This window comes from Pseudomonas sp. KT_2_4 (assembly GCF_041410225.1).
Taxonomy (GTDB): Bacteria; Pseudomonadota; Gammaproteobacteria; order Pseudomonadales; family Pseudomonadaceae; genus Aquipseudomonas; species Aquipseudomonas paracarnis.
In genome coordinates this window covers 340,136-366,190 of the sequence record NZ_CP166962.1, presented here as the reverse complement: position 1 = coordinate 366,190, position 26,055 = coordinate 340,136, and the positions used below count along the sequence as shown (strand labels likewise).

The following is a 26,055-nucleotide window of genomic DNA, read 5'->3' as shown; positions in this document are numbered from 1 at the left end:
GCCCTTATTTCATTGAGCCTCACACTTTCAGGCACGCTTCTTGTTAAAGGCACTTGACCGCTCAGCGCTCTCGCTGCCCGGCAATACCTACTCAATCAGGCAAGGAAACCCGTCATGCCCACACCCGCGTACCTCTCCATCACTGGTGTCAAACAAGGTTTGATTACGGCAGGCACATTTACCCAGGACTCGGTAGGCAACATTTATCAGGAAGGCCATGAGGACCAGATTCTGGTGCAGGCGTTTGCTCATCAGGTGATCATTCCCCGCGACCCGCAATCGGGCCAGCCGACCGGTCAGCGCGTGCATAAACCCCTGATGATCAGCAAGGTTTTCGATAAATCCTCACCCTTGCTGTTCAGCGCCCTGACCACCGGCGAAGAAGTGTCCTGCCGCCTGGAGTGGCTGCGCACCTCCTCGGCCGGAACCCAGGAGCACTACTTCACGATTGAACTGGAAGGCGCCACCATCGTTGACATCCAATCTCGCATGCCCAACTGCCAAGACCCAGACAACGCCCACTTTACCCACCTGGAGGATGTGCACTTCACCTATCGCAAGATTATCTGGACTCACGAAGTGGCCGGGACGTCCGGCTCGGATGACTGGCGCAGCCCAGTGACGGGTTAACGCGAGCAGTAAAGACGGTAACCACGATACGAAGCGAGCCGCTGTTGATCTTGATCTGCTTTTGATCTTGATCTCAGGCGCCCCGTTAAACCACGCTGGCCGAACGCAGGCTTGAATTCGTGGCTAACCCGGCAGGACGCCGGGTTAGCCGCCCCGCGCCATGGATGGCGCGTGGCGGCGGCCCACGGATTCAAGCCTGCGTTCGGGCACACCGAGCCCAAGCGAGGTGCCGAGTGGTGGGGCAAGAGCGCTTTGCTTACTTTCGCGCTTTTCGAAAGTGAGCCGCCGTTGGGCGGAACCCTAGGTGGCCGTTACCGCAGAAATGGATATGTACACAATCCAACTGTGTTGACTGCCAGGCCGCCTTCGCTAGCAAGCCAGCTCCCACAGTTGGATTGTGGGGTGTCAGATAGATAGGTATTGCTTGTCAGGGCGTTATCGCAGGCAAGCCAGCTCCCACAGTTGGATCCTGGGGTGTCAGGTAGATAGGTATTGCTTGTCAGGGCGTTATCGCAGGCAAGCCAGCTCCCACAGGTTCAGCGTCGCGACACACAGGCCTCATCACAACCGGACAAACCAGCTCAATCGCAGTATGGTTGCCCTCTAACCACTCCCCAGGAAACACCGGTAATGCTGTTTGTCGTCATGCTCGGGGGAAAGCACCCGCGAGCCAGGATCGAAGTACACGATGTGGTATTCGCAGTGGCCGATACCCTGCAAGCCACCTACCCACAATTACGCGACGCCTGGTTTGGCAGCCCCAAAGGCGTACACATCGATTCATGGATGGCCGTCGATGGCGTCGACGGCTGGAAGGTTGAACTGAGCCACCTGGCGCCCCACGGCGATGCGCCGCGCCTGTACTTCATCAACCTCGGCGGCTACGAGGCCAATAGCTTTGGCGAAGCCCACCACTACCTGCTGGTGGTCGCCCGTAACAAACAGGAGGCCATGCGCAAAGGTAAGCAGCAGATGCTCAGCCACTGGTCCCAGACCCACACCGACACGGTGCTGGATATCGACGATTGCCTGCCCATCGACCTGGTGGACGGCCGCTATATCCACCTGGTGCAAGCAGCGCACCAAGCGATCGTGCAGCGCAACGACTATCTCGTACTGCCTTGAACCGGCATGACCTAAACAGCGGCGACTGAAAACCCAGTGGAACTTTGCCGAGAAATAACCGCCTGAATCCGGTACGCTCACCGTTTTTTACTCTAGGAGTTACTCACCATGGCCAAAGCCACCGCCCGTCACATCCTCGTTGCCTCTGAAGACAAGTGCAACGAACTCAAGGCCCAAATCGAAGGCGGCGCTGATTTCGCAGAAGTCGCTAAAGCCAACTCCAGCTGCCCATCCAGCCGTCAGGGCGGTGACCTCGGTTCGTTCGGCCCAGGCCAGATGGTCAAGGAATTCGACACCGTGGTCTTCAGTGCCCCGGTCAACACCGTGCAAGGCCCGGTGAAGACCCAGTTCGGCTATCACCTGTTGGAAGTCACCAGCCGCCAGGATTGATTCAATCTGCGCTGATGCTATAAACAACGGCCCGCCCTTTGGTGGGCCGTTGTGCATCTGATGACTGGCGATGCCCAGGCCGTTAGCGTACAAATCCTTATTATTCTTTACCCGGCGCTCAAGGCTGATAATGCGATTGGCTTTTTCATCTCTGCTCTGCTCCACCCTGGCCTTTCTAATGGCCAGCACTGCGGTGATCGCAGCCCCGCAAACCTACCTGACGGTGTACGGCGAGCCCGCCAAGTACGCCGAAGGTTTCAGCCATTTCGACTATGCCAACCCCAACGCCCCCAAGGGCGGCAGCCTACGGCGCTCAGCGCTGGAGGTGGGGCGGTTTGACCATGTGCTGCCCTATATCGACAAAGGCATCGGCGTGTCCCAGGTCGACGGCTGGGTGTATGCACCCTTGGCGTTGCGCTCGCTGGATGAGCCTTACACCGTCTATGGCCTGGTGGCGCAAAAGATGGAACGGGCCGACGACGGCCTGTCGCTGCGCTTCTACCTGAACCCCAAGGCGCGCTTTGCCGATGGCACGCCCATTACCGCGCAAGACGTGCGCTACAGCTTTGACGTGTTGATGACCCAAGGCAGCCTGCGCTATCGCACGTTATTTGCAGACGTCAAACACGTCGAAATCGAAGGCGAACGACAGGTGCGCTTTGATTTTTCCAGCAACGAAAACCGCACCCTCCCTCTGGATCTCGCCACTTTGCCGGTGTTCCCCGAGCACTGGTGGAAGACCCGCGACTTTGCCAACGGCGGCGGCTACGAAGCGCCACTGGGCAGCGGCCCTTACAAGGTCAGCAAGATCGACTCCGGCAATACCATCACCTTCACCCGCGACCCCGACTGGTGGGGCAAGGACTTGCCGGTCAGCCGCGGCTTGTACAACTTCGATCACCTGAGCCTGGAGTACTTCGGCGACACCGAAGTAGCGCGCCAAGTGCTACGCGGCGGCGCCTATGATTTCAACCGTGAATTCTCCGCCACCGGTTACTCCATCGGCTACAACGGCCCGGCCCTGGACGATGGCCGTCTGCAGCGCGCGCACCTGGCCAAGGAGATGCCGCAGCCGGCCCAGGGCTATGTGTTCAATGTGCAAAAACCGATGTTCAAGGATCGCCGCGTGCGCCAGGCCCTGGCGATGCTGTGGGACTTTGAATGGGCCAACCGCCAGATGATGCGCAACCTGTACATCCGCCAGCAGAGCTATTTCTCCAATAGCCCGCTGGCCGCCAGCCAGTTACCGACCCCGGAAGAACTGGCGATCCTCGAACCCCTGCGCGGTCAGGTTCCCGACGAGGTGTTTACCCAGGTGTTCAAGGCCCCGGTCACCGATGGCAGTGGCATGATCCGCGACAAACAGCTGCAAGCCTTGGCCCTGCTGGAAGACGCCGGCTGGAAACCTGTGGGCGACAAACTCGTCAATGCCCAGGGCGAGCCACTGGAATTCACCTTCCTCAACGTCCAGAACGGCCTTGAGCGCCTGTTGCTGCCCTACAAACGTAACCTGGCGCAGATCGGCATCACCCTGAATATCCGCCGCATCGACTCCTCGCAATACGTCAACCGACTGATGGCCCGCGACTACGACATGATCGTCACGGGTTTCCCGGTCACCACCTCGCCCGGCATGGAGCTGTACAACTATTTCGGCTCTGCCGCCGCGTTCGATTCGGGCGCCAACAACTACATCGTGCTCAAGGACCCGGCCGTCGATACCCTGATCCATGGCCTGGTCAAGGCTGATACCCAGGCGAAGATGCTCACCTATGCCCACGCCCTGGACCGCGTGCTGCAATGGAATTACCTGTGGATCCCCAACTATTACCCACCGGGCACCTCCGCCGCATGGTGGAACCGTTTCGGGCGCCCGGCCATCGAGGCGAAGAACGACGAAGCCCTGGAAACCTGGTGGGAAGTCAGCCCCACCCCGCTGACGAACGAACAAATGCAGGCTGAGTTGAAAAAACGCGGAGAGGCCCACTGATGTTTGCCTATATCGTACGGCGCCTGCTGCTGATCATCCCGACGCTGGTGATCATCCTGTTGGTGAACTTCGTGATCGTGCAGGCCGCGCCCGGCGGGCCGGTGGAGCAAGCTATCGCCCACTTGCAAGGCATTGGCGGCGGTGGTGTAGCCGGCGCATCCGGCGAAGGCATCAGCGGCTCGCGAGCCAGCCGCGGTCTGGACCCAAAGCTGATCAAGGACATCGAGAAACAATACGGCTTCGACAAATCTGCGCCGGAACGCCTGTGGTTGATGCTCAAGAATTACGCCCAACTGGACTTCGGCAACAGCTTCTTTCGCGGCACAACGGTAACTGACCTGATCCTGGAAAAGATGCCCGTCACCATTTCCCTCGGCCTGTGGGCCACGCTGATCACCTACCTGGTGTCGATCCCGTTGGGCATACGCAAGGCCGTGCGCCATGGCAGCAGCTTTGATATGTGGAGCAGCACGGCCATCGTCATCGGTTACGCGATGCCGGCATTCCTGTTCGCGATGTTCCTGATCGTGGTGTTCGCTGGCGGTACCTCGCTGAACTGGTTCCCGGTACGCGGGCTGGTCTCGGAAAATTTCGCCGAACTGAGCGCCGTGGGCAAAATCGCCGACTACTTCTGGCACCTGGTATTGCCGGTAACCGCGTTGGTGATCGGCGGGTTCGCCACCTTGACCATCCTCACCAAGAACTCGTTCCTCAATGAAATTACCCGCCAGTACGTGGTCACCGCCCGCGCCAAGGGTTTGAGCGAACGCCGGGTGCTGTACGGTCACGTGTTCCGCAATGCGATGTTGCTGGTGATCTCGGGGATTCCCCAAGCGTTTATCAGCGTGTTCTTTGCCGGTTCGCTGCTGATCGAGGTGATCTTCTCCCTCGATGGCCTGGGCCGCATGAGCTACGAGGCGGCCGTGTCCCGCGACTACCCGGTGGTGTTCGGCTCGCTGTTTATCTTCACCCTGTTCGGCCTCTTGATAAAACTCATCGGTGACCTCTGCTACACCCTGGTGGACCCGCGTATCGACTTCGCCGCGAGGAACGCCTGATGCTCAACCTCTCCCCCGTGGCCCGCCGACGCTTCGAGCGCTTCAAGAAAAACCGCCGTGGCTGGTGGTCGCTGTGGCTGTTTATCGGCCTGTTTATCCTGACCCTGGGCGGCGAGTTGATCGCCAATGACAAGCCGCTGGTGCTCAGTTTCAAGAACGAGCTGTATTTTCCGGTGTTCAAGCGCTACACCGAGCAGCAGTTCGGTGGGCAGTTGCCGTTCCAGGCGGACTACCGCAGTGACTACGTGCAAAAGCTGATCAAGCAGGAGGGCGGCTGGATGCTGTTTCCGCCAATTCCTTTCAGCGATGACACGCCCAACTACGAACTCACCCGCCCTGCCCCGAGCCCGCCGTCGGCGGTGAACTGGCTGGGCACCGATGACCAGTCCCGCGATGTGTTGGCCCGGGTGATCTTTGGTGCACGGGTGTCGATCCTGTTTGCCCTGGCCCTGACCGCCATTAGCGCCGTCATTGGCATTGCCGCCGGGGCGTTGCAGGGGTACTACGGTGGCTGGGTAGACTTGCTCGGCCAGCGCATCCTGGAGGTGTGGTCTGGCCTGCCGGTGCTGTACCTGCTGATTATCCTGTCGGGGTTTGTGGAGCCGAATTTCTGGTGGTTGCTGGGGATCATGGCGCTGTTTTCCTGGCTGGCCCTGGTGGACGTGGTGCGCGCCGAGTTCCTGCGCGGGCGCAACCTGGAATACGTCAAGGCCGCGCGCGCCCTGGGCCTGGGCGACGGCAAGATCATTCGTCGGCACATCCTGCCCAACGCCATGACCGCGACCCTCAGCTATTTGCCGTTCATTTTGACCGGGGCGATATCCACCTTGAGCGCCCTGGATTTCCTTGGCTTCGGCATGCCCGCCGGCAGCGCGTCCCTGGGCGAGCTGATCGGCCAGGGCAAGCAGAACCTGCAAGCGCCGTGGCTGGGCTTGACGGCGTTTTTCACCCTGGCGCTGATTCTGTCGTTGCTGGTGTTTATCGGCGAGGCATTGCGTGATGCCTTCGACCCCCGCTCATGAGTGACCGCGTATGAACCTGATCGAAATCCGCGACCTGTGCGTCGCCTTCAACGGCCAGACCGTCGTGCGCAACCTGAGCCTGGACGTGCGCCCTGGCGAGTGCCTGGCGCTGGTGGGCGAGTCGGGCTCGGGCAAGTCGGTGACGGCCCACTCTATCCTGCAACTGCTGCCGCAAGCCGGCACCCAAACCCTGGGTTCGATCAAGTATCGCGGCCAGGAACTGATCGGCGCCTCACCGAGTACCTTGCAAAAATTGCGCGGCAACCGCATTGCCATGATCTTCCAGGAGCCGATGACCTCCCTGAACCCCCTGCACAGCATCGAAAAGCAGATCGGCGAAACCCTGCTGCTGCACAAGGGCCTGGGCGGCAAGGCGGCGCAGGCGCGCATCCTCGAACTGCTGGAACTGGTGGGCATCCAGAAACCCCAGGAACGGCTCAAGGCCTACCCCCATCAATTGTCCGGCGGCCAGCGCCAGCGGGTGATGATCGCCATGGCCCTGGCCTGCGAGCCCGAGCTGCTGATTGCCGACGAGCCCACCACAGCGCTGGACGTGACGGTGCAGCGCAAGATCCTGTTGCTGCTCAAGTCCTTGCAACAACGCCTGGGCATGTCGCTGCTGCTGATCAGCCATGACCTCAACCTGGTACGCAGTATCGCCCAGCGGGTCTGCGTGATGCGTGCCGGCGAAATCGTCGAGCAGGCCGACTGCCAGGCCTTGTTCACCGCCCCCCAGCATCCCTACAGCCGCCTGCTGCTGGATGCCGAGCCCTCGGGCGACGTGCTGTGCAGCGAGCCGCGTGACACGGTACTGGAAGTGGATGACCTGAGCGTGCAATTCCCTCTCGGTGGCGGACTGTTCCGGGCCAAGACCTACCTGCGCGCAGTGGACGGCATCAGCCTCAGCGTGCAGCGCGGCAAGACCCTGGGGATTGTCGGCGAGTCCGGCTCCGGCAAGTCCACCCTGGGCCAGGCGATCCTGCGCTTGCTCGACTCCAGCGGCAGCATCCGCTTTCAGGGTGAAGCTCTGGACCCGCTCAACCATCAGCAGATGCGCCCATGGCGCAAGCAGATGCAGGTGGTGTTCCAGGACCCCTATGGCAGCCTCAGCCCGCGCATGTCGGTGCAGCAGATCATCAGCGAGGGCCTGGAAGTGCATGCCCCGTGCAGCCTGGCCGACCGCGATGCGCAAGTGGTCCAGGTGCTCAAGGACGTGGGCCTCGACCCTGCCAGCCGACATCGCTACCCCCATGAGTTTTCCGGTGGCCAGCGCCAACGCATCGCCATTGCCCGCGCCCTGGTACTCAAGCCAGCGCTGATGCTGCTCGACGAACCCACCTCGGCCCTGGACCGTACGGTGCAGAAACAAGTGGTGGCGCTGCTGCGCGAACTGCAGGACAAATACGGCCTGACCTACCTGTTTATCAGCCATGACCTGGCGGTGGTGCGCGCCATGGCCCATGACATGATCGTGGTCAAGGATGGCAAGGTGGTGGAGCGTGGCGCGAGCCATGAGGTGTTCGAATCGCCCCAACACCCGTACACCAAAGAACTGCTGGCAGCAGCGCACATCCCTTTGTAGGGGTGAGATTGTTCCCACGCTCTGCGTGGGAACACAACCCGAGACGCTCCGCGTCGTGCCCTGGCCCTACGCCAAGTGACGCAGAGCGTCACGGTAGGCATTCCCACGCAGAGCGTGGGAACGATCATTAACAGGATTCTGTACCCATGAGCACTAGCCTCAAGGACTACCAACAGGTTCGCGGCCTGGCCATCCAGTCGCTGTTCGAGATCATCGAGCAGTCCAGCGAGGGCACGGTCATCGTCGACCGCGATGCAAATATCGTGTGGATGAACGAGCGTTACGCCAAGCGCTTTGGCCTCAAGAGCGCCGACCAAGCCATTGGCCAGCCTTGCGAGCAGGTGATTTCCAACAGCCTGCTGCGCCAGGTGGTGCGCAACGACCGGCCGATCCTGCTGGATATCCAGGACACCCCCAAGGGCCCGCTGGTGGTGATGCGTCTGCCGATCCATGACGAGGCCGGGGCGGTGATCGGCGCGATTGGCTTTGCGCTGTTCGATGAACTGCGCAACCTGTCGCCGCTGATCGAGCGCTACCTGAGCATGCAGCAGGAGCTAGCCTCCACGCGCTCGCTGCTGCGTTCGCGGCAAAGCAAATACAACTTTGCGCACTTTATCGGCACCAGCGCCGCCAGCCTTGAGGTCAAGCGCCGGGCGCGGCGCAGTGCGAGTGCCGAGTCGCCGGTATTGCTGCTCGGGGAAACCGGCACCGGCAAGGAGTTGCTCGCCCAGGCCATCCACGGCGCATCGCCCCGGGCGCACAAAGCTTTTGTGAGCATCAATAGCGCGGCGATTCCCCATGACCTGCTTGAAGCCGAGTTCTTCGGCACTGCGCCCGGCGCCTTTACCGGTGCCGACCGCAAGGGTCGCCCCGGCAAATTCCAGATCGCCCAGGGCGGCACGCTGTTTCTCGATGAAATCGGCGACATGCCGCTGCCACTGCAAAGCAAATTGCTGCGGGTGTTGCAGGAAAAGGAATTCGAACCGGTGGGCTCCAACGAGATGCTGCACAGTGATGTGCGGGTGATTGCCGCGACGTCCATGGACCTGGAGGCAGCGATCAAGCGTGGCGAGTTTCGTGCCGATCTGTATTACCGCCTCAATGTGCTGCCGATCCAGGTGCCGCCGTTGCGTGAGCGGCTGGAGGATATTCCGGCATTGAGCGAGGCGATCCTTGAGGAGTTGCGCAGCCAGCACGAACTGGACCGCGATGCCCTGGCGCTGTTGGCCCAACATGCCTGGCCGGGCAATATCCGCGAGCTGCGCAATGTGCTGGAGCGTGCGGCGCTGTTGAGTGATGACCTGATGCTCAATGCCAGCGACCTTCGCGCAGCGATTGGCACGTTCAGCCCGGTACAGCGAGGCGCGGTGGCGGCGGTCGAGGGTGAAACCTTTGCGGCGGCGCGGCAGCGGTTTGATCGCCAGGTGATTGCGGGCGCGCTCAAGGCCAGTGACGGAAATGTTGTAGAGGCGGCCAAGCGGTTGGGGCTTGGGCGGTCGACATTGTATAAAAAAATGCTGGCGCTTGGACTAACTTAGTCTCAAACAAGAGACGCAATTCCCAATATCAAGACTTTCTTATGTGGGAGCTGGCTCGCCTGCGATAGCGGTCTAACAGCGCCCTACAAGCCAGCTGAACCACCGCTATCGCAGGCAAGCCAGCTCCCACAAGGATCTCCCCTCGTCTCCAGATTGAGACTGCCGTCTCGAAAATCACTTTAAATCCACAATAAATCCATACATATCAACAAGTTATAAATCTGGCACACATCTCGCTATAGCTTCCTCCCACAGCCTCACCCACAACAATAACAATCCGATGGAGACACACCATGAGTGTGATCATTGCCCTGGCCGCGCTCGCGCTGCTGATGCTGGCCGCCTACCGTGGCTATAGCGTTATCCTGTTCGCCCCCATCGCCGCCCTTGGCGCGGTGCTGCTCACTGACCCGTCCGCCGTCGCCCCTGCCTTTACCGGGGTGTTCATGGAAAAGATGGTCGGTTTTATCAAGCTGTATTTCCCGGTATTCCTGCTCGGTGCGGTGTTCGGCAAGCTCATTGAGCTGTCGGGGTTTTCGCGCTCGATCGTCGCCGCCGCGATCCGCTTGCTCGGCACGCGCCAGGCGATGCTGGTGATTGTGCTGGTCTGCGCCCTGCTCACCTACGGTGGTGTGTCGCTGTTCGTGGTGGTGTTTGCGGTGTACCCGTTTGCCGCCGAGATGTTCCGCCAGAGCAATATCCCCAAGCGCCTGATCCCGGCGACCATCGCCCTCGGTGCGTTCTCGTTCACCATGGACGCCCTACCCGGTACGCCGCAGATCCAGAACATCATCCCCAGCACCTTCTTCAACACCACCGCCTGGGCGGCGCCGTGGCTAGGGCTGATCGGCACGATCTTCGTGTTTTGCGCCGGTATGCTCTACCTCGCACGCCAGCGTAACAAGGCCCAGCGTGCCGGTGAAGGCTATGGCACCGAGTTGCGCAATGAGCCGGAAACCGCCGACAACCTTGCCTTGCCCAACCCATGGCTCGCGTTGTCGCCGCTGATCCTGGTGGGGGTGATGAACCTGTTGTTCACCCACTGGATCCCGCAGTGGTACGGCAAGACCCACAGCCTCAGCCTGCCGGGCATGAGCGCGCCGGTGACCACCGAAATCGCCAAGCTCACCGCGATCTGGGCGGTGCAGGCGGCGTTGCTGGTGGGGATTATCGTGGTGCTGGTGTTCGGCTTCTCGGCGATCAGGAGCAAGCTGGCCGAAGGCAGTAAAAGTGCGGTCAGCGGTGCGCTGCTAGCGGCAATGAACACCGCCTCGGAATACGGCTTTGGCGCAGTAATCGCCTCGCTGCCAGGCTTTCTGGTACTGGCGGACTGGCTCAAGGGCATCCCCAACCCGCTGGTCAACGAAGCGATCACCGTGACCTTGCTGGCCGGTATCACCGGCTCCGCTTCCGGCGGCATGAGCATCGCCCTCGCCGCGATGTCCGAGAGCTTTATTGCAGCCGCCCACGCGGCCAATATCCCCCTTGAGGTGCTGCACCGGGTCGCGGCCATGGCCAGCGGCGGCATGGATACCCTGCCCCACAACGGCGCGGTGATCACCCTGCTGGCCGTCACCGGGCTGACCCACCGCGAAGCCTACAAGGACATTTTTGGCATCACGATCATCAAGACCCTTGCGGTGTTCGTGGTGATCGGCACTTTCTACGCCACCGGCATTGTGTGAGGTTTTCATGACAACTTTGAATGGCAAGACCGCCCTGGTCACCGGCTCCACCAGCGGCATCGGCTTAGGGATTGCCCTGAGCCTGGCCAAGGCCGGCGCCAACCTGATTCTCAACGGCTTCGGCGACGCCAGCGCGGTGATCGCCCAGGTACAGGCGTTTGGCGGCAAGGTCGGGCATCACCCGGCAGACGTCAGCGACCCCGCGCAAATCGCCGACATGCTCGCCTACGCCGAGCGCGAGTTCGGTGGCGTGGACATCCTGGTCAACAATGCCGGTATCCAGCATGTGGCAGCGGTAGAAGACTTCCCTGTGGAGCGCTGGGATTCGATCATCGCCATCAACCTGTCCTCGGTGTTCCACAGCACACGCCTGAGCTTGCCGGGCATGAAGGCCAAGGGCTGGGGGCGCATCGTCAATATCGCCTCGGTGCATGGGCGAGTCGGCTCAGTGGGCAAGGCGGCGTATGTGGCGGCCAAACATGGGGTGATCGGCCTCACCAAGGTGGTGGGCCTGGAAACCGCCACCAGCAATGTCACCTGCAACGCCATCTGCCCGGGCTGGGTGCTGACGCCGCTGGTGCAGAAGCAGATTGATGATCGCGTGGCTACCGGGGTCGACCCACAGCAAGCGCAGCAGGATCTCCTGGCGGAGAAACAGCCGTCGCTGGAGTTTGTGACGCCGTCGCAGCTCGGGGAGCTGGTGTTGTTCTTGTGCAGTGAAGCCGGTGCCCAGGTGCGCGGCGCGGCCTGGAACATCGATGGTGGCTGGCTGGCCCAGTAAACCCGTGATGATCGTTCCCACGCTCTGCGTGGGCACGCAGACCGGGGCGCTCCGCGCCCCAAAAGTGGACGCAGAGCGTCCAGTCAGGCATTCCCACGCGAAGCGTGGGAATGAGAAGAGGCAGCTTATGTCCGACATCCTCTGGCAACCGTCCCCGGAACGCATCGCCAACACGCGCATGGATCAGTTCCGCCGCTTCATCAACCAACGCCACGGCGTGCAGCTCCACGACTACCCCGCCCTGCACCAATGGAGCATCGACCAACGCCCGGACTTCTGGCAGGCGATTGTCGCGTTCTTTGACGTGCAGTTTCGCAGCCCGCCCACGGTGACCCTGATCGAAGACATCGAGATGCCCAGCGCCCAATGGTTTCCCGGCGCCACCCTGAACTTTGCCGAACACCTGTTGCGCCGCCGCGACGATCATCCTGCTGTGGTGGCTGTCAGCGAAGACGGCCAACGTGAACAATTGAGCTATGCGCAGCTGGCGGAACACGTGGCCGGCCTGCAAAAAAGCCTGCGGGCGGCAGGGGTCGGCCTGGGTGACCGGGTGGCCGCGTGTATGCCCAACACCTGGCAAACCCTGGTCGGCATGCTCGCCACCACCAGCCTCGGTGCGATCTGGTCGTGCTCCTCGCCAGATTTCGGCACCCAGGGCGTCATCGACCGCTTCGGCCAGATCGAGCCCAAGGTGCTGATCACCTGCGCAGGCTACCGCTATGCCGGCAAGCGCATCGACCAGAGCGCCAAGCTCAATGAAATCCTCGAACGCCTGCCCTCCCTGCAACAGCTGATCATCGTGCCTTACGCCAAGCCCGAGGCGCAGGCTGGGGACTACGCCACCCACGCCCACGTCGCGCTGTGGGACGACTTCTATCAAGCCGGCGGCGAACCGGAATTTGTCGCGGTGCCGTTCGATCACCCGCTGTATATCCTCTATTCCAGCGGCACCACCGGCATCCCCAAGTGCATCATCCACGGCACTGGCGGCGTATTGCTGACGCACCTCAAGGAACACGGCCTGCATGCCGACCTGAACCGCGAGGACTGCCTGTTCTACTACACCACCTGCGGCTGGATGATGTGGAACTGGTTGGTGTCGGTGCTGGCGATCGGCGCCACCGCGGTGCTGTACGACGGCTCGCCGTTCCATCCCGGCCCCGAACGCTTGATCGACCTGATCGATGCGGAAAAAATCAGCGTGTTCGGCACCAGCCCCAAATTCCTCACCACCCTGGAAAAATCCGGGTTGCAGCCGCGCCTGAGCCACGACCTGGGCAGCCTCAAGGGTCTGATTTCGACCGGCTCGCCGTTGTCGCCCCAGAGTTACGACTACGTGTACCGCGAGATCAAGGCTGAGCTGTGCCTGTCCTCGATGTCCGGTGGCACCGACATTGTCTCCTGCTTTGTGATCGGCAACCCGGTGCTGCCGGTACGGCGCGGTGAAATGCAGTGCAAGAGCCTGGCCATGGCCATCGAAGTGTGGGACGACCAGGGCCGGCCCCTGATCGGGGAGAAAGGCGAACTGGTGTGCACCCGGCACTTCCCTGCCATGCCCATCGGGCTGTGGAATGACCCGCAACAGCAAAAACTGCGCGCCTCGTATTTCAGCCAGTTCCCCGGCGTGTGGGCACAGGGTGACTATGCCGAGCAACGCGCCAACGGCAGCCTGTTGATCCACGGGCGTTCCGATGCGGTGCTCAACCCCGGCGGCGTGCGCATTGGCACCGCCGAGATTTATCGCCAGGTGGAAAAGGTCCCGCAGGTGCTGGAAAGCCTCGCCATCGGTCAACGCTGGCAGGACGACGTGCGCGTGGTGCTGTTTGTGCGCCTGGATGATGGAATTGAACTGGACGAGGCGCTGCAACAGCAGATCCGCCAGGTGATTCGCGCCAACACCACACCGCGGCACGTGCCGGCGAAGATCCTCGCTGTCACGGATATCCCCCGCACCATCAGCGGCAAAATCGTCGAATTGGCGGTGCGCAATGTGGTGCATGGCGAGCCGGTGAAAAACACCGATGCCCTGGCCAACCCCCAGGCACTGGAGCAATTTCGCCACAGAGCTGAGCTGGCCGATTAGATGAAAGGTTTCAGCGCTGACACAGCGTTTTGAAGAAAAACCCTCAAGGCATGCTATTTTTCCGGGGTAGCCACCCGTTGTCGTTCCTTGGGACAATGGGTGTTGTCATTTTTCAAAGCGTCAGGCTCAGGGCTTTTTATGAATGGAACATCCACCGGTAGCGAAGCCGCTGCATTGATCAGGCGGCTGGACTGGGCGCAAAGCCCCCTCGGTGAGGCCACTGAGTGGCCGCAAAGCCTGCGCACTGCTGTCGATATCGTCGTGCATTCACCCATGCCAATGGTGCTGCTGTGGGGCCCACACCTCATACAACTCTATAACGATGGCTTTGCCCACCTGATAGGCGGCAAGCACCCCGGCGCTCTGGGCCAGCCGGCGCACCACACTTGGCCCGAACTGGAAAGCTTCGCCGCGCCGGTCTACGACGCCGTGCTCGGCGGCCAGGTGCGCACCTTCAGCGAGCAACGCTTTGTGCTGCAACGCGAGGGCCGCGACACCGAGATATGGCTCGACCTGACCTACAGCCCGGTGCGCGATGAAAGCTGCCGGGTGGCCGGCATCCTGGTCACGGCCATTGAAACCAATGAGCGGCGCAGCAAAACCCTCGAACTGCAACAGCGCTCCGAAGCCAGCCTCAAGGCCCAGCACAACACCGAGCAGCGCCTGCAACTGGCACTGGCGGCCACCGACGCGGTAGGCACCTGGGACTGGGATATCGGCGAAGACCGTTTCATCGCCGACGCCCATTTCGCCTACCTGCATGGCGTCGACCCCAACGATTCGAGCCTGCTGCCCATCAGCGCCTACCTGCATGGTGTGCACCCTGAGGACCGGGGAACGGTGACGCGCAGCATCAAGCATTGCATTACCCATGGCACCGAATACGCCGAGGAGTATCGCTTGCTGCAAGCCGACGGCCAAGTGCGCTGGGTGTTCGCCCGTGGCCGCTGCTACAAGGATCAACAGGGCCGGCCTGCGCGTTTCCTCGGCGCCGCGCTGGACCTCACCGAGCGTAAAAACACCGAGCAAGCCCTGCGCCAGAGCCAGACCGAGCTGCAACTGATCATCAACGCCATGCCGGTGTTGATCGGCTACGTTGACCACGACCAGCGCTTTCGCCTCAACAACAGCGCTTACCTGGACTGGTACGGCAAGACGCCCCAGGAGCTGTACGGCAAAACCATCCGCGAAGTACTTGGCGACGAGGTGTATGCCGGGCGCGCAGACAAGATTGCCGCCGCGCTCAAGGGCAAGGCGTGCAGCTTCATGACGGTGACGCCTCATCGCGATGGCCGCCCGCGCCATGCACTGATGAAGTACCTGCCGCGCTTTAGCAGTGACGGCTCAGTGAATGGTTTCTACATCTTTGTGATCGACGAGACCGAACGCAAGCTCACCGAAGAAGCCCTGCGCCACCTCAACGAGAACCTTGAAGAACGCGTGGCCCAGCGCACCCAGGCGCTGGCCGAAGCCAACCAGCGCCTGCAAAACGAGATGTTCGAGCGCGAGCGTGCCGAAGATGCCCTGCGCCATGCGCAGAAGATGGAAGCGGTCGGCCAGCTCACCGGCGGTATCGCCCATGACTTCAACAACATGCTCACCGGCATCATCGGCAGCCTCGACCTGATGCAGCGTTACATTGCCGCCGGACGCAGCGACGATATCGGCCGTTTTGCCGATGCCGCCGTGTCCTCCGCCCACCGCGCCGCCGCCCTCACCCACCGGCTGCTGGCGTTCTCGCGACGCCAGTCGCTGGACCGTCGCCCCACCGACCCCAACCAACTGGTGGCGTCCCTGGAAGACCTGTTCCGGCGCACCAAGGGCGCGCATATCGAACTCAAGGTAAAACTGGGCAAGGACACCTGGCCGGTGAACACCGATGCCAGCCAATTGGAAAACGCCCTGCTCAACCTGGTGATCAACGCCCGCGACGCCATGCCCGACGGCGGCGAGCTGCTGATCGAAACCGCCAACAGTTACCTGGACGGCACCGACATCACCACCCTGGAACCGGTCAAGGCTGGCGACTATGTGATGCTTGGCGTGAGCGACAACGGCAGCGGCATGGCGCCGAAAATCCTCGCCAAGGCGTTCGACCCGTTCTTCACCACCAAACCCATCGGCCAAGGCACTGGCCTTGGGTTGTCGATGATCTACGGTTTTGCCCAGCAATCCGGCGGCCACGTGACCATCCAGAGCGAACCGGGCCAGGGCACCTGCGTGCGCCTGTACCTGCCGCGTTTGTATGGCACCGCACTGGAAAGCAGCCTGCCTACCAGCCTGACCGAAGCCCCCGTGGCCCTGGCCGGTGAAGCGGTGGTGGTGGTCGAGGACGACCCGGCGGTGCGCATGCTGGTGGTCAATGTACTCGACGAACTGGGCTATACCGCGCACCAGGCGGCGGATGCGCGTGCGGCGCTGCCGTTGCTGGAATCGGATTTGCGCGTGGACTTGCTGGTGACCGACGTTGGCTTGCCCGGCATGAACGGCCGGCAACTGGCGGAAATCGCCCGCCAGCATCGCCCCGGCCTGCGCGTGCTGTTCATGACCGGTTATGCCGAGAAAGCCGCCGAACGCCAGGGGTTCCTGGAGGACGGCATGGACATGGTCGCCAAGCCTTTTTCCATTGACCTGTTGGCCAACAAAATCCGTAGCATGATCGGCGTCGAGGCCTGAGTTCAGGCATAATCGCGCGCCGTCGCACAGCTGGTAGAGCCCCATGAAAGCCCAAGCCCGTCATATCCTGGTGAAAACCAGCGAAGAAGCCGAACAACTCAAGCAGCGTATTGCCAAAGGCGAAGCCTTTGATGTGCTGGCCAAGAAGTACTCCACCTGCCCGTCGGGCAAACGCGGTGGTGACCTGGGCGAAGTGCGGCCCGGGCAGATGGTGGGGGCGATTGATGCGGTGATCTTCAAGAAACCGGTGAAAGTGGTGCACGGGCCGATCAAGAGCAAGTTTGGCTATCACCTGGTGCAGGTGTTTTACCGCGATTGAGTGGATGGCTTCAGTCCGCTATCGCAGGCAAGCCAGCTCCCACATCCGATCGTTCCCACGCTCTGCGTGGGAATGCCTCACTGGACGCTCTGCGTCCGTTTCTGGGACGCGGAGCGTCCCGGGCTGCGCTCCCACGCAGAGCGTGGGAACGATCAGTGATCATCTCGGTATCAGCGCCCCCGGCACCTGAATCACCCGGCTCGCCAACCGATGCCCCGCCAAAGCGGCCTCCTGGGGCGAACCACCGTTGAGCCGACTGGCCAGATACGCCGCACTGAACGAATCCCCCGCCGCCGTGGTGTCCACCACCTTCTCCACTTTCAACGCCGGCACCGCAAAGCGCTCGCCCGCGCAACGAATCAAGCACGCATCCGCTCCCCGCTTGAGCACCACTTCTGCAATCGAGGGATACGCCGCAAACACCTGCTCGCTATCCTCATAGCCGAACAACGCGCGTTCGTCATCCTCGGTGAGCAAGGCAATGTCCACTGCGGCCAACACCCTGCGATACGCCTCACGGGCCGTTTGCACATCGGCCCACAGCCTGGGCCGGTAGTTGTTATCGAACACCACCTTGGCGCCACGCTGGCGGGCTTCGATCAGCGCCTGCAGTAAGCGCTCACGCCCGATGTCTCCCAGCACCGCCAGGGTAATGCCACTGAAATACACCACGTCATAGCCCGGCAATGCCGCCAGGACCGGCTCGGCGGCAGGCGTGGTGAAGCAGTCGCGCACGGCCGCTTCGTTGCGCCAGTAGAGGAATTTACGTTCGCCCTGGGCATCAGTCTGGATGCAATACAAGCCCGGCAGGCGCCCAGGCAGACGCTGGACCCTGCCCAGGCCAAGGCCTTCGGCGTGCCAATGCTCACACATGGCATCGCTGAAGCTGTCATCGCCCAGGGCGGTGACGTAGTCAACGCTGCCGGCATCGCCCAGCTCGCGACGCAGGTACACTGCAGTGTTCAGGGTGTCGCCGCCGAAGCTCTGGTGCAGGCTGCCGTCGGCGCGGTGTTGCAGTTCGATCATGCATTCGCCGATGAGGGCGATGCGGGGGTGGGTGTTCATGGCAAAGTTCTCAGGTGTGCTGGAGGGCCCCATCGCGGGCAAGCCCGACTCCCACATTCGACTGCATTCCTTCAGTTAAAACGCGGTCACTGTGGGAGCTGGCTTGTCGGGTCGCCGCATCGCTGCGATAGCCGCGACTCGGTCTAGAAGCAGGTACGCAGAGACTCAACCACCTGCAACTGCTCATCCACCAGGCACCCCACCTGCCATTTATCAAAGGTCAGGCAAGGGTGGGACGTACCAAAGGAAATGATGTCGCCAATGCGCAATTCCACCTCCGGCGCCACGGTCATGAACGCATGCTGGTCCATTACCGCCGTGACCTTGCACCCGCTCACATCATCACCTTGCGCCGGCACGATCCCGGCCTTGTAGCGCTTGAGTGGCACCGGCAAACCGGCGTCGTAGGCCACGTCGCGCTTGCCCAGGGCAACCACCGCAAAACCAGGCTCCGGCAACGACTGCACATGCGCCCAGACTTCCATTGCCGGGCGCAGGCCCTCGTTGAGGTCGCTGCGGCGTTCGAGTACACAGCACTGCGCCTCTTTGTAGATGCCATGGTCGTGGGCCACGTAACTGCCTGGGCGCAACACGCTGAGGAAACGACCGGCGGCGTTCTGCGTTTCGAACGACTCGGCGATCAGGTCGTACCAGGCCGAGCCCGATGCGGTGATGATCGGCGTGGGCAGGTCGAACAGGCCGCTGTCTTGCAGCTCGACCGCCAGGCTCACCAGGCTGGCGGCGAAGGCGCGGATACCACTGATGGCGTGCTCGCCGTGGATCACGCCTTCGTAACCCTCGATACCGGTGAGGGCCAAGGCCGGCTGGGCCTGGACCGCCTTGGCCAGGTCGCGCACTTGCTGCTCGCTGCGACAGCCGCACCGGCCACCGACCACGCCATACTCGATCATCACATTGAGGCGCTGACCACGGGCGGCGAAGAACAGGCCCAGGTCGGCAACGTTGTCCGGGTGATCGACCATGCAATGAAAGTCAAAATCCTTGTCGGCCAGCAGGTCCGCGATCAAGGCCATGTTCGCTGCGCCCACCAGTTGGTTGGCCATCAGCACGCGACGCACGCCGCTGGCGTAGGCGGCGCGGGTCTGCACGGCGGTAGCCAGGGTGATGCCCCAGGCACCGGCGGTGATCTGGCGCTGGAACAGCGCGGGCATCATGCTGGTCTTGCCGTGGGGCGCCAGCTCGGCGCCGCTGCTGCGGACAAAGTCTTGCATCCAGCGGATGTTATGTTCCAGGGCGTCACGGTGCAGCACCAGGGCCGGCAGGCTGACATCGCGAACCAAATGGGCACCGACGGCAGCGGCACCTTTTTCAACGGCGTTGAGGGCGGACATGGAAAACTCCTATTCGTTGATGCGCCGGGCCAGGCTGTTGGCACTGTCGATCAGTACCCGGCGATAGTCGTGGTAGTTTTTGCTCGCATCAGCCCGGGGGGCGACGATGCACAGGGTTGCGATGCTGATGCCCTGGGCATCGCGCACCGGGGCGGCGAAACAATGGGTGAAGGTGTCGGCCACACTGTCGAAGGAGAAGAACCCATCCAGGCTGGCCTGGCGGATCTGCGCCAGGAAAGTGTCCAGCGGCAGGCGCAGGCCGTCCGGCAGGATGAAGTCGTCGGGATCGATCAGGTCGACGATCTGCTGATCGCTCAAATGCCCCAGCAACAAGCGCCCCGAGGCGGTCCAGGGAATGGGGGCGTTTTCACCGATATCCGAAGAAATACGGAAATGCCGCTGGCCCTCGCGCATCAGCGCTACCGTGTATTTGCGCCCGTTGAGCAGGCACATCTGTGCGGTTTCGTGGGTCTGGCTGACGATCTCCTGCAAGGCGTGGTCGGCCTCGCGGGTCAGGTCAAAGTGACGCAAGTGTGCCTGGCCAAGGAAATACAGCTGACGCCCCAGGTACACGTGGCCTTCCTTGCCCACGGTTTCCAGGATGCGCCGCTCCAGCAACGACGCCACCAGTTCGTAGACCGTGGATTTGGGGCTGCCGATGCCGCTGGCAATATCATTCGGGCGCAGGGGCTGGCCGATTTCCTTGAGAAAATCGAGGATATCGAACGCACGGTCCAGGCCTTTGGCGCGGCGTTTGATGGTATCTTCGGTCATGGCAGTACTCGGTCCCGTTCCAGATGATCGTTCCCACGCTCTGCGTGGGTATGCATGCGGTGACGCTCTGCGTCACAAGCGCGGACGCAGAGCGTCCAAGGCGGTATTCCCACGCAGAGCGTGGGAATGATCAGTTAGGCCTTTTTCTTGTAGGCCACGCAATCAATCTCGACCTTGCAATCGACCATCATATTGGCCTGCACACAGGCGCGCGCAGGGGCGTGTTCCGGGGTGAAGTACTCGCCGAACACCTTGTTGAAGCTCCAGAAGTCCCGTGGGTCTTCCAACCATACGCCCACCCGAACCACATCCTTGAGCTCGTAGCCGGCTTCTTCGAGGATCGCCACCACGTTGCGCATCGTCTGGCGGGTTTGCTCGATGATGCCGCCATTGATGATTTCACCGTCCACCGCAGGTACCTGGCCCGACACGTACAGCCAGCCATCGGCTTCCACAGCGCGGGCGAACGGGCGTGGCTGGCCGCCACCTGCGGTGCTGCCGGTGCCGTAACGAGTAATGCTCATATAGTTGCTCCTTGTTAAAAACGAATGTTCTTGAGAAATTCCGCCAGTCGCGGCGACTGCGGCCGCTCGAATATATCTTTCGCGCTGCCCTGCTCTTCAATGCGGCCCTGGTTCATGAACACTATCTGGTCCGAAACTTCATAGGCAAAGCGCATCTCGTGGGTGACCAACAACATGGTCATGCCCTCCTCCGCCAGCCCCTTGATCACGCTGAGCACTTCGCCCACCAACTCCGGGTCGAGGGCCGAGGTGACTTCATCGAACAGCATCAGGCTGGGGTTCATGGCAATGGCCCGGGCAATGGCCACACGTTGTTGCTGGCCGCCGGACAATTGGCCGGGAAAGTGATTGCGGCGTTCCAGCAGGCCGACGCGGTCCAACCATTTTTCGGCCAGGGCTACCGCTTCATCCTTGCCCATCTTCTTGACCTTGAGCAAGCCGAGGGTAACGTTCTGCAGCGCAGTCAGGTGCGGGAACAGGTTGAATTGCTGGAACGCCATGCCGGTCATTGCGCGGTGCTGGGCGATCACCCGCTCCGGGTGGCGTACGCGCTTGCCGCCAACATCGCTGTAACCAATGGACTCGCCATCCAGGGTGATCTGCCCGCCCTGGAACTCCTCCAGCAGGTTCACGCAGCGCAGCAAGGTGGTCTTGCCCGAGCCGCTGGAGCCGATCAACGTCACCACATTGCCGCGCTGCATGGACAGGTCGACGCCCTTGAGCACTTCCACCTGGCCGTATTGTTTACGCAGGCCACGAATGTCCAGCAGCGCTGGGTTGGTTTGAGCTTGGTTCATGGCAAGGCCACCCGTTTTTCAATGTAGCGCCCGAATAATTCGATGGCGTAGTTGATGACAAAGAACAGAAAACCGGCGAACAGGTAGAACTCCAGGGTCATGAAGGTGCGCGCGATCACCTGCTGAGTACTGAGCAGCAATTCGGCCACGCCGATCACCGACAGCAAGGTGGAAGCCTTGACAATTTCCGTGGAGGAATTGACCCAGGTCGGCAAAATCTGCCGCAGCGCCTGGGGCAACAGCACGTAGCCCAGGGACTGATAAAACGTCAGGCCAATCGCCTTACCCGCTTCCATTTGCCCACGGGGAATGGCTTGCAGCGCGCCGCGCACGATTTCCGATACATGGGAGCCACAGAACAAGGTGAGCCCGACCGCACCGGCCTGGAACGCACTGATTTGCCAGCCAAGGGCCGGCAGCATGTAGAAACACGCCAACACCAGTACAAACACCGGCGTGCCACGGATCAAATCGACATACAGACGGAACGGCGCGCGCATCCAGAATTTGCCGTAGGTGAGGATCAACCCGGCGACGATGCCGATCAGGGTGCCAAAGACAATCGCCAGCGCCGAGACCGCCACGCTGGCCTGGAAGCCAGCCCAAAGGGTCTCGCGGGCGATCCACAATTCATGCAGCCAACTGGGGGATTCGTACATGGGACCCTTCCTTAACGACGGATAGCCAAACGCTGTTCCAGGTAACGGAGCAGCATGGCAATCAGGTAACAGGCAGCCACGTAGAGCGCGGTCGTGACCAGCCAGGTTTCAATCACCCGATAGCTTTCGACGTTGATCTTGCGGGCGTAATAGGTCAGCTCCGGCACCGCGATCGCAGCGGCCAGGGAGGTGTCCTTGAACAGCGAGATAAAGTTGTTCGACAGCGCCGGCAGCACGTTGCGCAGCATCACCGGCACGGTGATGTAAGCGCGAATTCGCCACTCGCCCAGGCCGATGGCCAGGCCGGCTTCCCGCAAACCCTTGGGAATATTCACCAGGCCTGCGCGGAACACTTCGGTGAGATAGGCACCGGCATACAACGACAGGGTGATGATGAACGAGGGAATCTTATCCAGGCGAATACCCAGGGAGGGCAAGGCGAAGTAGATCAACAGGATCAACACCAGGATGGGGGTGTTGCGCACCACCGTCACATACATCGAGGCAAGAATACGCAACGCACGGTGCCTGGAGAGCATGGCAAACGCCATCAACAGGCCGATCACGCAGCCGATGGCGATCGACAGCAACGCCAACTGCAACCCCAGGCCGAGCCCCGCCAGCAAGGTGTCGAAATCACGCCAGACGGCGGCAAAGTTCAACTGATAGTTCATGGTCAGCAGCACCTGAAGGGGGCGTGTTCAGGCACGCCCCTATTGTTGCGGGTCACTTGAATTCCACGGGAAAACCAATCGCCGGTTCTGGCAGATCCACGCCAAACCACTGCTTGAACGAGGCTTTATAGGTGGGGAACTCCACACCGGTCATGGCTTCGTGCAGCGCGGTATTGACGAAGTTCAACCAGTCCTGGTCGCCGCGCTTGACCGCGCAGGCGTAGGTTTGCGGGCTCCAGGCGTAGGTGGGGCTGCGGTAGCGGCCAGGGTTCTGCACCATCAGGTATTTGACCGAGGACTGATCGGTGGCGGCGGCATCGGCGCGACCTGAGTTCACGGCCTGGTACATCAAGTCGACACTGTCGTACTGGTCGACCTTGGCCTTGGGCAGCGCCTGGTGCACCAACTCTTCGGCGTATACGTTTTGCAGCACTGCCACGGTAACGTCATCACCTGCGGCTTGGAGATCTTCGATTTCCTTGTACTTGCTGTTGTTCGGCAGCAGCAGGCCGACGCCTTCCCGGTAGTACGGCAGGGTGAAGGCCACCTGCTGCGCACGGCTGGCGGTGACGGTGATGAACTGGCAGCTCATGTCGACCTTGTCGGTGAGCAGGTTGGGAATACGTGCATCGGACGACTGCACCACAAACTCCACCTTGCTCGGGTCATTGAACAAGCCTTTGGCCACGATGCGGCCGATGTCGATATCAAATCCCTGCAACTTGCCATCCGCTCCCTGGAAGTGCCACGGCGCATTGGTACTGCCTGTACCTACGATCAAGTGCCCACGCTTGAGCACATCATCGAGCTTGCTGTCCGCCGCCTGCACCAGGCTGGCGAAGGAAGCCGATGCAGCGACGAGAAAAACACACGCTTTGAATACGGAAGGTCGGTGATGCATGACAAGCACTCCAGGGATTGTGTATTCCGCTATACCGGAACTTGGTATGTAACAACGGAATAGACAGCAGAAAGTGTGCCACAGACGCTGGAGGAAACCTATGGGGGTAATAAATGCGTTATGGATCAGCGTGATAGCGATTGCAGAGATAAACAGCGTTGCGCCGTCGTCGCATGGCAGTGCTACGCAACGCCCCACAACGGTGTTACAGCGCACCTAGACGGGTCGAGTGCAAGTGACGCGCACCTGTGAAGGTTGACAGTAGACGGTGACGACCCTCCGGCTTAGCGTGAGCAAAAACCAACACGGCAGGCAGGAGGATCAACATGGGAGTCGCCACGCGCAGAATTTCCAGCGCCCAAGGGTTCAATCGGGTACTGAACACACCGCGCCCGGTGTTTATTCTTTTTTTTTCAGAGCACTGCCCCGCTTGCGCGCAGGCATGCCACTTATTCGAACAGACCGCATGGAAGCATCCCTGGATAGTCAACCTGTTACTCGACTGCGCCCATACGCCGAGGCACCCTGACGTGACGGGCACCCCGACGCTGCTGATCTACCTGAAGGGGGCCGTGGTAGAACGGCTCAAAGGCTTCGGCCCCGTTGAAGAACAAGAACAGTGCGTAAAAGACATATTCAGCCGTTATGACCTGAGCAAGGGCGCAAGTGCACTTGCGTCACCCGGCGCTCTTCCACTTCAGCCACGGTCAAACGCCAGCCTTCATGCTCCAGGCTATCGCCCACCGCCGGCAGGCGGTCGAGCAGGCTCATCACCAACCCCGCCAAGGTTTGATAGTCCTCGGTAGCCGCAGCCTTGAAGCCCGTACGCTGACGCAGCAGGTTGAGGTTCAAGGCACCATTGGCACGGAAACCATCGCCGTCCTCGACTATGTCCGGCCCTTCGATTTCGCTGGCATCGGGCAATTCACCGGCGATGGATTCCAGAATATCCGTCATGCTCAATACACCCATGAAGTCGCCGAATTCGTTGATCACGAAAGCGATGTGGGTAGACTCCTGGCGCATCTGCTCCAGAGCGTTGAGGATCGAAAAGCTTTCCAGCAGGTTGATCGCCCGACGCGCCAAGTGCGCAAGGTTCGGCTCGTTGCCAGCCAGGTATTCCTTGAGCAGCTCTTTCTTGTGCACAAAGCCCAAAGGCTCATCCACTGCACCCTTACGGATCAACGGCAGACGCGAGTAGGACGAGTGCATCAGTTTCAGACGCGTCGTCTCGGGCTCGTCCGCCAGGTCGATACAGTCAACCTTGGCCCTTGGGGTCATCAGGGTGCGAATCGGCCGCTCGGCCAGTTGCAGCACACCGCTGATCATCACCCGTTCGCGTCGATCAAACAGCGGCCCCTGCGCAGCATCCGGCTCGCCCAGCAGGTCAGCCACGTCTTCACCCACTTCTTCCACCGCCAGGCTGCGGCCGCCCAACAAGCGCATCACCGCATGGGCGGTACGCTCACGCACCGGCAACACGCCCTGCGCCGATTTCTTGCGACGGGCTCGGGCGATCTGGTTGAACACCTCGATCAGAATCGAGAAGCCAATAGCCGCGTACAGGTAGCCCTTGGGAATATGGAAACCCAGGCCTTCGGCGGTCAGGGCGAAACCGATCATCATCAGGAAGCCCAGGCACAGCATGATCACGGTGGGGTGCGCATTGACGAAACGGGTCAGCGGCTTGCTCGCCACGATCATCAGGCCGATGGACACGATCACCGCGATCATCATCACCGCCAGCTCGTCGACCATGCCCACGGCGGTAATCACCGCATCGAGGGAGAACACCGCATCCAGCACCACGATTTGCGCGACGATCGGCCAGAACATCGCGTAAGCCACATTGCCCTTGTGCTGCGCCACATGGCCTTCAAGGCGCTCATGCAATTCCATGGTGGCCTTGAACAGCAGGAATATACCGCCGAACAGCATGATCAGGTCACGGCCCGAGAAGCTCTTGTCGAACACCTCGAACAGCGGCTGGGTCAGGGTCACCAACCAGGAAATACTCGCCAACAGGCCCAGGCGCATCAGCAGCGCCAGGGATAAACCGATCAAACGTGCACGGTCACGCTGCTCCGGTGGCAGCTTGTCCGCCAGGATCGCGATAAACACCAGGTTGTCGATACCCAGCACCAGTTCCAGCACAATCAAGGTCGCAAGGCCGAGCCAGGCCGTAGGATCCGCTAACCATTCCATTTATAAATTCTCTGTCTTTAAAGTGTTCAGAACGCCGGGCACGGCAAAGTGCGGTCATACGACCGAGACAAGGTTAGTTGACGGAATACGGGGTGCTTCAGCGGGAACAGCGACAGCGGTTGTCTTGGGGAAAGACGACTGGGAGGCTCCGAGAGGGTGTTCATGCAAGTCCTGAAATGACAAAAGGACTTGAATCCTACATTTGAAATACAAATTTCCTACAGC

General features: G+C 61.2%; 22 protein-coding genes and 1 pseudogene. 14 read left to right on the top strand and 9 right to left on the bottom strand.

Annotation, left to right across the window (positions count from 1 at the left end; genetic code table 11):
• Positions 1-114 precede the first annotated feature (114 nt).
• The 13 genes from AB9N64_RS01690 to AB9N64_RS01630 all read left to right on the top strand — a co-directional run bounded on the left by AB9N64_RS01690 (position 115) and on the right by AB9N64_RS01630 (position 16,879).
• A complete protein-coding gene (locus AB9N64_RS01690; protein WP_014718214.1) occupies positions 115-630 on the top strand; it encodes an Hcp family type VI secretion system effector in 516 nt (171 codons plus the stop codon).
• A 630-nt stretch (positions 631-1,260) separates the two neighbouring features.
• Positions 1,261-1,755 (top strand): DUF1543 domain-containing protein, encoded by a 495-nt coding sequence (locus AB9N64_RS01685; protein WP_069868398.1) that lies wholly within the window; start codon positions 1,261-1,263, stop codon positions 1,753-1,755.
• Between the two features lie 108 nt (positions 1,756-1,863).
• Positions 1,864-2,145 carry a peptidylprolyl isomerase gene (locus tag AB9N64_RS01680; RefSeq protein WP_014718212.1) on the top strand — a complete coding sequence of 94 codons (282 nt, stop codon included), beginning with the start codon at positions 1,864-1,866 and terminating at the stop codon, positions 2,143-2,145.
• Between the two features lie 130 nt (positions 2,146-2,275).
• Positions 2,276-4,135 (top strand): extracellular solute-binding protein, encoded by a 1,860-nt coding sequence (locus AB9N64_RS01675; RefSeq protein ID WP_032872826.1) that lies wholly within the window; start codon positions 2,276-2,278, stop codon positions 4,133-4,135.
• On the top strand, positions 4,135-5,193 hold the full coding sequence (locus AB9N64_RS01670; protein WP_069868396.1) for a microcin C ABC transporter permease YejB: 1,059 nt from the start codon (positions 4,135-4,137) through the stop codon (positions 5,191-5,193). Before AB9N64_RS01675 ends, AB9N64_RS01670 begins: the two co-directional genes overlap by 1 nt.
• Positions 5,193-6,215 carry an ABC transporter permease gene (locus AB9N64_RS01665; protein WP_014718210.1) on the top strand — a complete coding sequence of 341 codons (1,023 nt, stop codon included), beginning with the start codon at positions 5,193-5,195 and terminating at the stop codon, positions 6,213-6,215. The genes AB9N64_RS01670 and AB9N64_RS01665 overlap by 1 nt, the downstream gene beginning before the upstream one ends.
• Before the next feature lie 10 nt (positions 6,216-6,225).
• Positions 6,226-7,797 carry an ABC transporter ATP-binding protein gene (locus AB9N64_RS01660; RefSeq protein ID WP_019817606.1) on the top strand — a complete coding sequence of 524 codons (1,572 nt, stop codon included), beginning with the start codon at positions 6,226-6,228 and terminating at the stop codon, positions 7,795-7,797.
• A gap of 146 nt (positions 7,798-7,943) precedes the next feature.
• Positions 7,944-9,335 carry a sigma-54-dependent Fis family transcriptional regulator gene (locus AB9N64_RS01655; protein WP_014718208.1) on the top strand — a complete coding sequence of 464 codons (1,392 nt, stop codon included), beginning with the start codon at positions 7,944-7,946 and terminating at the stop codon, positions 9,333-9,335.
• 293 nt (positions 9,336-9,628) lie between these two features.
• On the top strand, positions 9,629-11,020 hold the full coding sequence (locus AB9N64_RS01650; protein WP_371359912.1) for a GntP family permease: 1,392 nt from the start codon (positions 9,629-9,631) through the stop codon (positions 11,018-11,020).
• Positions 11,021-11,027: 7 nt separating this feature from the next.
• Positions 11,028-11,801 carry a 3-hydroxybutyrate dehydrogenase gene (locus AB9N64_RS01645; protein WP_032903869.1) on the top strand — a complete coding sequence of 258 codons (774 nt, stop codon included), beginning with the start codon at positions 11,028-11,030 and terminating at the stop codon, positions 11,799-11,801.
• 127 nt (positions 11,802-11,928) lie between these two features.
• Positions 11,929-13,884 (top strand): acetoacetate--CoA ligase, encoded by a 1,956-nt coding sequence (locus tag AB9N64_RS01640; RefSeq protein WP_371359911.1) that lies wholly within the window; start codon positions 11,929-11,931, stop codon positions 13,882-13,884.
• A 138-nt stretch (positions 13,885-14,022) separates the two neighbouring features.
• Positions 14,023-16,560, top strand: coding sequence for a PAS domain-containing protein (locus AB9N64_RS01635; protein WP_032903871.1), 2,538 nt, complete (start codon positions 14,023-14,025; stop codon positions 16,558-16,560).
• Positions 16,561-16,603: 43 nt separating this feature from the next.
• The gene (locus tag AB9N64_RS01630; protein ID WP_003174397.1) at positions 16,604-16,879 is read left to right on the top strand and encodes a peptidylprolyl isomerase; all 276 of its coding nucleotides are present in this window, start codon (positions 16,604-16,606) and stop codon (positions 16,877-16,879) included.
• Positions 16,880-17,038: 159 nt separating this feature from the next.
• Here AB9N64_RS01630 and AB9N64_RS01625 read toward each other — a convergent pair whose 3' ends face one another.
• From AB9N64_RS01625 to AB9N64_RS01590, 8 genes are all read right to left on the bottom strand, one after another.
• Positions 17,039-17,944 carry a sugar kinase gene (locus AB9N64_RS01625; protein WP_371359910.1) on the bottom strand — a complete coding sequence of 302 codons (906 nt, stop codon included), beginning with the start codon at positions 17,942-17,944 and terminating at the stop codon, positions 17,039-17,041.
• A 143-nt stretch (positions 17,945-18,087) separates the two neighbouring features.
• Positions 18,088-19,296 (bottom strand): amino acid deaminase, encoded by a 1,209-nt coding sequence (locus tag AB9N64_RS01620; protein WP_019817610.1) that lies wholly within the window; start codon positions 19,294-19,296, stop codon positions 18,088-18,090.
• Between the two features lie 9 nt (positions 19,297-19,305).
• Positions 19,306-20,070: an IclR family transcriptional regulator gene (locus tag AB9N64_RS01615; RefSeq protein WP_014718201.1), complete on the bottom strand. Its 765-nt coding sequence runs from the start codon at positions 20,068-20,070 to the stop codon at positions 19,306-19,308.
• A 134-nt stretch (positions 20,071-20,204) separates the two neighbouring features.
• Positions 20,205-20,594, bottom strand: coding sequence for a RidA family protein (locus AB9N64_RS01610; RefSeq protein ID WP_003191822.1), 390 nt, complete (start codon positions 20,592-20,594; stop codon positions 20,205-20,207).
• A 14-nt stretch (positions 20,595-20,608) separates the two neighbouring features.
• Positions 20,609-21,391: an amino acid ABC transporter ATP-binding protein gene (locus AB9N64_RS01605; RefSeq protein WP_020301585.1), complete on the bottom strand. Its 783-nt coding sequence runs from the start codon at positions 21,389-21,391 to the stop codon at positions 20,609-20,611.
• Positions 21,388-22,050: an amino acid ABC transporter permease gene (locus AB9N64_RS01600; RefSeq protein WP_014718199.1), complete on the bottom strand. Its 663-nt coding sequence runs from the start codon at positions 22,048-22,050 to the stop codon at positions 21,388-21,390. Before AB9N64_RS01600 ends, AB9N64_RS01605 begins: the two co-directional genes overlap by 4 nt.
• Before the next feature lie 11 nt (positions 22,051-22,061).
• Positions 22,062-22,724, bottom strand: coding sequence for an amino acid ABC transporter permease (locus AB9N64_RS01595; RefSeq protein ID WP_371359909.1), 663 nt, complete (start codon positions 22,722-22,724; stop codon positions 22,062-22,064).
• 52 nt (positions 22,725-22,776) lie between these two features.
• Positions 22,777-23,625: a transporter substrate-binding domain-containing protein gene (locus tag AB9N64_RS01590; protein ID WP_019817613.1), complete on the bottom strand. Its 849-nt coding sequence runs from the start codon at positions 23,623-23,625 to the stop codon at positions 22,777-22,779.
• Between the two features lie 326 nt (positions 23,626-23,951).
• Here AB9N64_RS01590 and AB9N64_RS01585 point away from each other — a divergent pair.
• Positions 23,952-24,176, top strand: a pseudogene (locus AB9N64_RS01585) (thioredoxin); the annotation flags it as partial.
• A gap of 85 nt (positions 24,177-24,261) precedes the next feature.
• Here the strand turns inward: AB9N64_RS01585 and AB9N64_RS01580 are convergent.
• Positions 24,262-25,830, bottom strand: coding sequence for a transporter associated domain-containing protein (locus tag AB9N64_RS01580; protein WP_371359908.1), 1,569 nt, complete (start codon positions 25,828-25,830; stop codon positions 24,262-24,264).
• Between the last annotated feature and the right edge of the window lie 225 nt (positions 25,831-26,055).